This window comes from Parafrankia sp. EUN1f (assembly GCF_000177675.1).
Lineage (GTDB): Bacteria > Actinomycetota > Actinomycetes > Frankiales > Frankiaceae > Parafrankia.
The window spans coordinates 100708-108251 of sequence record NZ_ADGX01000005.1; the positions used below are offsets into that span (position 1 = coordinate 100708).

Annotated in this window: 6 protein-coding genes; 4 read left to right on the forward strand and 2 right to left on the reverse strand. The window is 70.6% G+C overall.

Annotated elements, in window-relative coordinates; genetic code table 11:
- Nucleotides 1–251 precede the first annotated feature (251 nt).
- The 4 genes from FREUN1FDRAFT_RS02545 to FREUN1FDRAFT_RS45785 all read left to right on the forward strand — a co-directional run bounded on the left by FREUN1FDRAFT_RS02545 (nt 252) and on the right by FREUN1FDRAFT_RS45785 (nt 5688).
- Nucleotides 252–1838 (forward strand): ABC transporter substrate-binding protein, encoded by a 1587-nt coding sequence (locus FREUN1FDRAFT_RS02545; protein WP_006538369.1) that lies wholly within the window; start codon nt 252–254, stop codon nt 1836–1838.
- Between the two features lie 75 nt (nt 1839–1913).
- Nucleotides 1914–2873, forward strand: a complete 960-nt coding sequence (locus tag FREUN1FDRAFT_RS02550) for an ABC transporter permease (protein ID WP_006538370.1) — start codon at nt 1914–1916, stop codon at nt 2871–2873.
- Nucleotides 2870–3838 carry an ABC transporter permease gene (locus tag FREUN1FDRAFT_RS02555; RefSeq protein ID WP_006538371.1) on the forward strand — a complete coding sequence of 323 codons (969 nt, stop codon included), beginning with the start codon at nt 2870–2872 and terminating at the stop codon, nt 3836–3838. Before FREUN1FDRAFT_RS02550 ends, FREUN1FDRAFT_RS02555 begins: the two co-directional genes overlap by 4 nt.
- Before the next feature lie 62 nt (nt 3839–3900).
- On the forward strand, nt 3901–5688 hold the full coding sequence (locus tag FREUN1FDRAFT_RS45785) for an ABC transporter ATP-binding protein (protein ID WP_006538372.1): 1788 nt from the start codon (nt 3901–3903) through the stop codon (nt 5686–5688).
- A 120-nt stretch (nt 5689–5808) separates the two neighbouring features.
- Here FREUN1FDRAFT_RS45785 and FREUN1FDRAFT_RS02565 read toward each other — a convergent pair whose 3' ends face one another.
- Together FREUN1FDRAFT_RS02565 and FREUN1FDRAFT_RS02570 are read right to left on the reverse strand one after the other, a co-directional pair.
- A complete protein-coding gene (locus tag FREUN1FDRAFT_RS02565; RefSeq protein WP_006538373.1) occupies nt 5809–6369 on the reverse strand; it encodes a sigma-70 family RNA polymerase sigma factor in 561 nt (186 codons plus the stop codon).
- 282 nt (nt 6370–6651) lie between these two features.
- A partial coding sequence (locus FREUN1FDRAFT_RS02570; protein ID WP_006538374.1) for an AAA family ATPase occupies nt 6652–7544 on the reverse strand: 893 nt, incomplete at its 5' end.

Sequence of the window (7544 nt, forward strand, 5' to 3'; positions counted from 1 at the left end):
CGGCGTGATCGATGTCGCCGATGCCGCGCGCTGGCCCATGCCGCGGTCCTGTTGTCGGCGGCGCTGTCATCGGTGGGACTTCCGCCGATCCTGTCGGTAGGAGCACTACCGCCGCGAGCCTGATCGTGGGCCGCGCGGCACCCGGGCCGTCCGTCCTCCTGGCCCGTCTCGGTCGCGTTGCCTCGGGCTGAGCGGGCCTCCGCCTTCATGCTGGCTTGCTGCCCTGGCATCGTGACGAAAGATTCCCTACAATGTCGATGGAAAATAACGGCATCTCGCGTCGGTCCCTGCTGGCTGGCCTCGGGGCTGGCGGCGCACTGCTCCTCGCCGCCTGCTCGTCAGCGGTGGACGAGGCGGGCAGCGGCGCGAGCGCCGGTCCGACGCCCAAGGCCGGTGGCACCCTGAAAGTCGCGATCCCGGACGACCTGATCCCGAAGAACCTCTTCACCAACTCCAACACGGCGATCACCGCGTTGATCGGGCTGGTATACGAGAGCCTGACCCGCTACCCCAACGACAGCATCGAGCCGAAGCCGCGGCTGGCGAAGTCGTGGACGGCGAGCGCCGACGGGCTCAGCCTGACCCTCCAGCTGCGCGACGACGTCGTGTTCCACAGCGGGCGGGCCTTCACCTCCAAGGACGTCGAGTTCTCGATCAAGGCCTACGCCGACGCGAGCTGGCACGCGCAGGGCCAGCTGCAGAGCACCGCCAAGGCCGTCACCTCGGTCGACACCACCGACCCGCACCAGGCCGTGCTGCACTTCGCGCACCCGCTCGGCAACATCTTCGACCTGCTCGACACGGTGTTCATCATCGACAGCGAAACCGTCGAGGACATCAAGACGGGCAAGGGATTCGTCGGCACCGGGCCGTTCACCTTCAAGTCCTGGACGCCGAACTCCTCGCTGGTCTTCGAGAAGAACCCGAAGTACTGGCAGCCGGGCCGCCCCTATCTCGACGGGGTCCGGATCGGCATTGTTCCCGACACCAACGCGATCGCCGCGCAGCTGAAGTCAGGCCAGGTCGACTTCGCCGAGGGAGTCAGCCCGCGCGACATCGAGGAACTGAGCAAGGACGCCAAGAAGTTCAACAAGACCACGCTGGCGGGCGCCGAGCAGCAGATCTATGTGGGGACGAACGTGACCGCGCCCGCGCTCGGCGACGTCCGGCTGCGCCAGGCGATCGCGTACGCGATCGACCGTGACCGGATCATCTCCGAGGTCTTCCGCGGCAACGGCTATGCGACGAACCTGCCGTGGCCGAAGTACTCGGTCGCCTACGACGCGGAGAAGAACAAGCGGTACGCGTACAACCAGGCCAAGGCGAAGGAGCTCGTCGCGCAGATCGGCACACTGCCGACGATTCCGTACACCTACAACACGGCACTCCCCGTCTACGCGGCGACCGCCCAGATCGTCCAGGCGAACCTCGCCGCCGTCGGCATCAAGGTGGAGCTCGAGCCGGTCGACGCGGCGACCTTCGTCAAGCAGCTCATCGGCGCCGAGTTCAAGGGCATCTGGACGACGTTCCACTCCTGGGCGCAGTACACGCCCTCGACCCTGGTTGTCAGCGCGTATCCGTTCAACGCGCTGCACAACGCCTCGCACTTCACCTCCGATGACTACACCAGCGCCTCGCAGGCCGCCTGGAAGCAGCCCGACGGCCGGTCGGACGCCGCCATCGCCGAATACGCCAAGGTCAGCGACGAGCTGCTCGAGGCGCTGTTCCTCGTCGAGATCGGCGTCATTCCCTTCCAGTGGGTGAGCTCCACCCGGCTGTCCGGGCTTTCCTATACCAAGCGCTGGGAGCTCGACGTCACCAACGCCTACCTCGCCTGACCGGGCCGGATCCCTGACCCCGATCCGGACCAGCCTGGACCCGACCGGTACCGAATCGAGCCCCGGAGGCATTCGTTGTTGCGTTATCTCGTCCGGCGCGTGCCCTCGGCGGTGCTCGTGCTCTTCCTGGCGTCGGTGCTGATATTCGCGATCATCCGGCTGATACCGGGGGATCCCGCCACCAGCCTCGCCGGATCCGACGCGAGTCCCGAGGCCGTCGCCGCCATCCGGCACGACCTCGGCCTCGACCAGTCGGTGCCGTCCCAATACCTGAGCTGGATCGGAAACGTGCTGACCCTCGATTTCGGCCAGTCCTACAGCGTCGGCGGCGAGATCACCTCGCTCGTCGCCGACGGCTTCGGGAACACCGTGATCCTCACGCTCAGCGCGCTGCTGCTGGCGATTCTCATCGCGGCCGTTGTGGGGCCGATCTGGGCGACAACACGAAATCACTGGCTGGAAAGCGCGATCACGGTCGTGAACACGATCTCGGTGGCGCTGCCGACGTTCGTCAGCGGTGTGCTGCTGGTGCTGCTGCTCACCGTGATCTTCCCGGTCCTGCCCAGCGCAGGCATTCCGCCGGACGGGATGTTCGCCCGCCTGGACATCACGGCGCAGTACCTCGTGCTGCCGGCGCTCTGCCTGGCGCTGCCCGTGTCGGCGGTGCTGTCCCGTTTCCTCGCCGAGACGCTGCGGACAGAGCTGCGCCAGCCGTACGTCCTCACCGCCACCGCGCTGGGCGTCCCGCGCCGGCGCCTGCTGCTGCGGTACGCGATGCGCAACGCGCTGCCGACCACCGTGACCGTGATCGGCCTGCAGGCCGGCAGCCTGCTCGGCGGTGCCGTGCTCGTCGAGGCGATCTTCGCCTGGCCCGGGATCGGCCAGCTCATCGAACAGGCGATCGGCCGGCGCGACTACCCGGTCGTCCAGGTGCTTCTGCTGCTGTCGGTCTTCATCTTCGTCGTCATCCAGCTGCTGACCGACGTCGTCCACGCCCTTCTCGACCCGCGCGTGCGCATCGGAGGTGCCCAGTGACCGACACAGTCCAGACCCCCACCAGGCCCGCGGCGGATGCGCCCACGGCCCCCGAGCAGCAACTCCCGACCGCCACCCCCGCAGCCGCCACCCCCGCAGCCGCCGGCCCCGCGAGCGTCACCCCCGCAGAGGACGTGGCGGCTGTCGCGACCGCCCCGCGCCGCCGACGGGTTCTCCTGCACGGGCGCGGCCTGTTCGGTCTGCTGCTGGTGGGTGGCATCCTGCTGCTCGGCCTGTTCGCCCCGCTCCTGACCCCCTACGGCCCGACCGAGCAGATCCCCGGTGCGAACCTCCTCCCAGCCAGCGGCAGGCACCTGTTCGGGACGGACGAGGTCAACCGGGACGTGCTGACCCGTGCCCTCTACGGCATCCGGGTGGACGTCCTGGTGGTGTTCGTCGCCGTTCCGCTCGGTGCGCTGCTCGGCACGGCCGCGGGTACGCTCGCGGCGCTGATCCGGCCGGCGGACGTCGCCGTGCAGCGCATCTTCGACGTGATCCTGGCGTTCCCCCCGATCATTCTGGCGATCGGGGTGACCGCCATCCTGGGCGCCGGCATCACGCCGATCTTCGTGGTCGTCGTGGCCGTCGAGATCCCGTACTTCGGGCGGCTGCTGCGCTCGTCCATCCTGACGCTGCGGGAACTGCCGTTCGTGGAGGCCGCGGAGGCCATCGGTGCCTCACGGTGGTGGATTCTGCGCAGGCACATCCTGCCGAACTCGGCCGAGCCGCTGTTCGTCCAGCTCGCGCTGTCGATGTCGATCGCGGTGTTCCTGGAGAGCGCGATGAGCTTCCTCGGGATCGGTGTGCGCCCGCCGGAGCCGTCGCTGGGCACCATCATCGCCGACGCGGTGTCCGACCTGGACACGGCGCCCATGCAGGCGGTCGGACCGCTGCTGCTGGTCACCGGCTTCGTCCTCGGCTTCCAGCTGATCGCCCAGGCGGTCGGCGCCCGCCGGCGCATCTGATGGCGCGCCACCACGTCCCGCGTCCAACGCTCGGCACCGCAGACCCCGCACAGGAGAACGACGTGGCCACACCGGTTCTGAGTGTCCGGGATCTCACCGTCGAGTTCCCCGCCGCCGCCGTCCACCCGCGCGCGGTCGACAACGTGTCGTTCGAGGTCGCGCCCGGGGAGATCGTCGCCCTGGTCGGCGAGTCCGGCTCGGGCAAGACGCTGACGGCGAAGGCGGTGCTCGGCCTGCTCCCCGACACGGCCCGGGCCACCGGCAGCATCGATCTGGCCGGCCAGCAGGTGCTCGGACTCGACGAGAAGGCGCTGCGTTCGGTGCGCGGCAGCCGGGCGGCGATGGTCTTCCAGGAGCCCTCGACCGCGCTCAACCCGGTCGAGACCGTCGGCTGGCAGATCGGCGAGGCGCTGCGCGCGCACCGGAAGGTGAAGCGGGCCGACGCCCGGCGCCGCGCGGTGGAACTGCTGGAGGTCGTCGGCATTCCGGAGCCCGAGAAGCGGGTGGGCTACTACCCGCACCAGCTCTCGGGCGGCCAGAAGCAGCGGGTTGTGATCGCGCTCGCACTGGCCAACGAACCGGATCTGATCATCGCCGACGAGCCGACCACGGCGCTCGACGTCACCGTGCAGGCCGAGATCCTCCGGCTGCTGCACGATCTGCGCGACCGCCTCGGCCGGGCCGTCCTGATCATCACCCACAACATGGGCGTCGTCGCGGACCTCGCCGACCGGGTCGTCGTGCTGCGCTCCGGGCGGGTCGTCGAGACGAGCGACGTTCTCGAGCTGTTCGCCCGGCCGCAGGCGGACTACACCCGCGAGCTGCTCGCGGCCGTCCCGCGCGTCCCGACGACCTCGGACTCGACGGACTCGACGGACTCGACGTCCGACTCGACCTCGGACTCGGACTCGACGGCGGGCGGGAAGACGGCCGCGGTGAGACCGCTGGGCGCGGTGAAGCGGCTGGGTTCCGCGGAACCGCCCGAGGCCGCGGTGACAGGGGATGCCGCGGTGACAGGGGAGGCCACGGAGGCGCCGGGTGCCGTGCGGCCGGTGGTGGATTTCCGCGATGTCGTCGTCGAATACCCCGGGCGGCTGGGGCGGCCGGCCTTCACCGCGGTCGACGGCGTCACCCTCTCCCTCGCCCCCGGAGAGGTGCTAGGCCTGGTCGGCGAGTCCGGCTCCGGCAAGACGACGCTCGGCCGTGTCGTCGTCGGCCTGCTCCGGCCGAAGGCGGGGCAGGCGGAGGTGCTCGGCACCGACATCGGCGGACTGTCGGCGGGTGGGCTGCGCGCGGTGCGCAGCCGGATCGGCCTGGTCTTCCAGGATCCGGCCACCACTCTCGACCCGAGGCGCAGCGTCGGTGACGCGGTCGGCGAACCGATCGAGGTGCACGGCCGAGCCCAGGGGCGTGCGGTCCGGCAACGGGTCGCCGTACTGCTGGAGTCCGTCCAGCTGCCGGCGTCGTACGCGGACCGGCGGCCGGCGGAACTGTCCGGCGGGCAGCGCCAGCGGGCGGGGCTGGCCCGCGCGCTCGCGCTGGACCCGGAGCTGCTCGTCGCCGACGAGCCGACGAGCGCGCTGGACGTGTCGGTGCAGGCCGCTGTTCTGGACCTGTTCCGCGATCTGCAGGAACAGTACGGCTTCGCCTGCCTGTTCATCAGCCATGACCTGGCTGTGGTGGACGAGGTCGCCGACCGGGTCGCCGTGCTCCGGCACGGCCGGGTGGTCGAGGTCGGCCGGGCGGCCGACGTCCTGCGCCGGCCGAGCGCCGACTACACCCGGCGCCTGGTCGACGCCATTCCCGTGCCCGATCCGGCCGTTCAGCGCGCGCGGCGGCTCGTCGGCTGAGTGCTCCTGTCAGGCCGGGTGGGCGCGGGGGACGAGCGCCCGGTGGCGCTGGCCGCCGACGCCTCTCCGGCGCTGATCGTCCTCGTCGGCGTCCGCGGTGCGAGCCGGCACCCGACCTCGTCAGCGGCCGTCGATCCCGCGTTGGTCGAGTGCTCGGCGCAGCGCCCGGACGGCCGTGTGGTGGCGGGACTTGACCGTTCCGATGGGGACATCCAGCACGCTGGCGGTCTCCCACTGGCTGCGGTCGAAGAGGTGGAGGTGGACGAGGGCCTCCCGGTGCGCAGCCGAGAGCGTCCGCAGGGCCTGGACCAGGTCGGTGCGCAGCAGGACGGCCTCCAGGCTGTCCTCCGCCAGCCGGTCGGCCATCCGGGTGCTGTCCTCGACGAGCGCCTCCGCCTCACCGGGGCGCACCGCCTGCCGGCGGTGCCAGTCGACGGCGAGGTTGCGCGCCACCCGGAACAGCCAGGCGCGGGCGCTGCCGTGCGCGGCGAGGCCGTCGCGGTGGCGCCACGCGCGCAGGAACGTCTCCTGGACGAGGTCCTCGGCCCGGCCCGGATCCTCCGGGCTGATTCGCCGGACGTACCGGAGCAGGTCCGCCGAGTTCTCGTCGAAGAGGGCCCGGACGAACCGGGCCGCGGGTTCCCGGCCTGGTGGGGCCGTGCCGCCGGACGGGTCCGCCATCCTCCCGGCCCTCCTCGTCAGGGAAGGACACCACCACCGGACGTGCGCGACCGGCCGCGTAGCGCCAGACTACCCGTTTCAACATAATTCAGCCGCTGGCGGAGAAAAGTTACATCGTGTTCGGACGATGGGCGGTCGGCGGTCATTTCCTGTTTAGGATTTCCGCCCTGGTCGGAAGTGCCGAGATGCGGGCCTGTCGTTCGGGAGCGCCGATGCTCCCGAACGACCGGCGCGAGCCGGAAAGATCTGATCAGGTCGCCGAGAATCGGCCCGGTGGCCTTTTCAGATTTCCGCGCCGCCGCTCGGCAGATCCATGGGGTCCAGCCGCAGCAGGTCGTCCGTGGTCGGTGTGGCAAGCTCCGCGACCCGCTGGGCCTGGTTCTCCGTCATCCGCTGGAAGACCTGGCGGGCGAGCCGGCCGTTGCCGAAACCACGGTTGCGGGGGAGTACCTCGAAATAGGCGTCGAGGGCCGCGACGGTCGGCTCTGGCAGCTGGTACTCGTGCTGCCGGCACTGGCTGGCCACGATCCCGGTGAGCTCCGTCGAACTGTAGTCCTCGAAGGTGAGGGTGCGGGAGAACCGCGAGGCCAGCCCGGGATTCGAGGCCACGAACCTGCCCATCTCCGCGGGATATCCGGCCACGATGACCACGACCCGGTCGCGGTGGTCCTCCATCAGCTTGACCAGGGTGGCGATCGCCTCCTGGCCGAAGTCGTTTCCCAGCCCGTGCGGGACGAGGGAGTAGGCCTCGTCGATGAACAGCACACCGCCCAGCGCCCGCCGGAAGACCGCCTGCGTCTTCGGCGCGGTGTGGCCCACGTATTCGCCCACCATGTCCGAGCGGTCGGTCTCGACCAGGTGGCCGTGTTCGAGGATGCCGAGCGCGGCGAGCAGCCGGCCGTAGAGCCGCGCCACCGTCGTCTTCCCGGTGCCGGGGTTTCCCGCGAACACCAGGTGCCGGCTCAGCGGCGGCGCCGGCAGGCCGGCCTCCTGCCGTCGCCGGACGGTCTGCATGAGTTTCACCTGCGCGCCGACGTCCTTTTTGACCCGCTCCAGCCCGACCAGCCCGGCGAGCTCGGCGAGCAGGTCCTCCAGGCTTTCGGTCACCTCCGCCTCGCCTTCGTTGCGGCCCGGGTCGGCGGCGGCCCCGCCCGCGCCCGCGCCGCCCGCGCCGC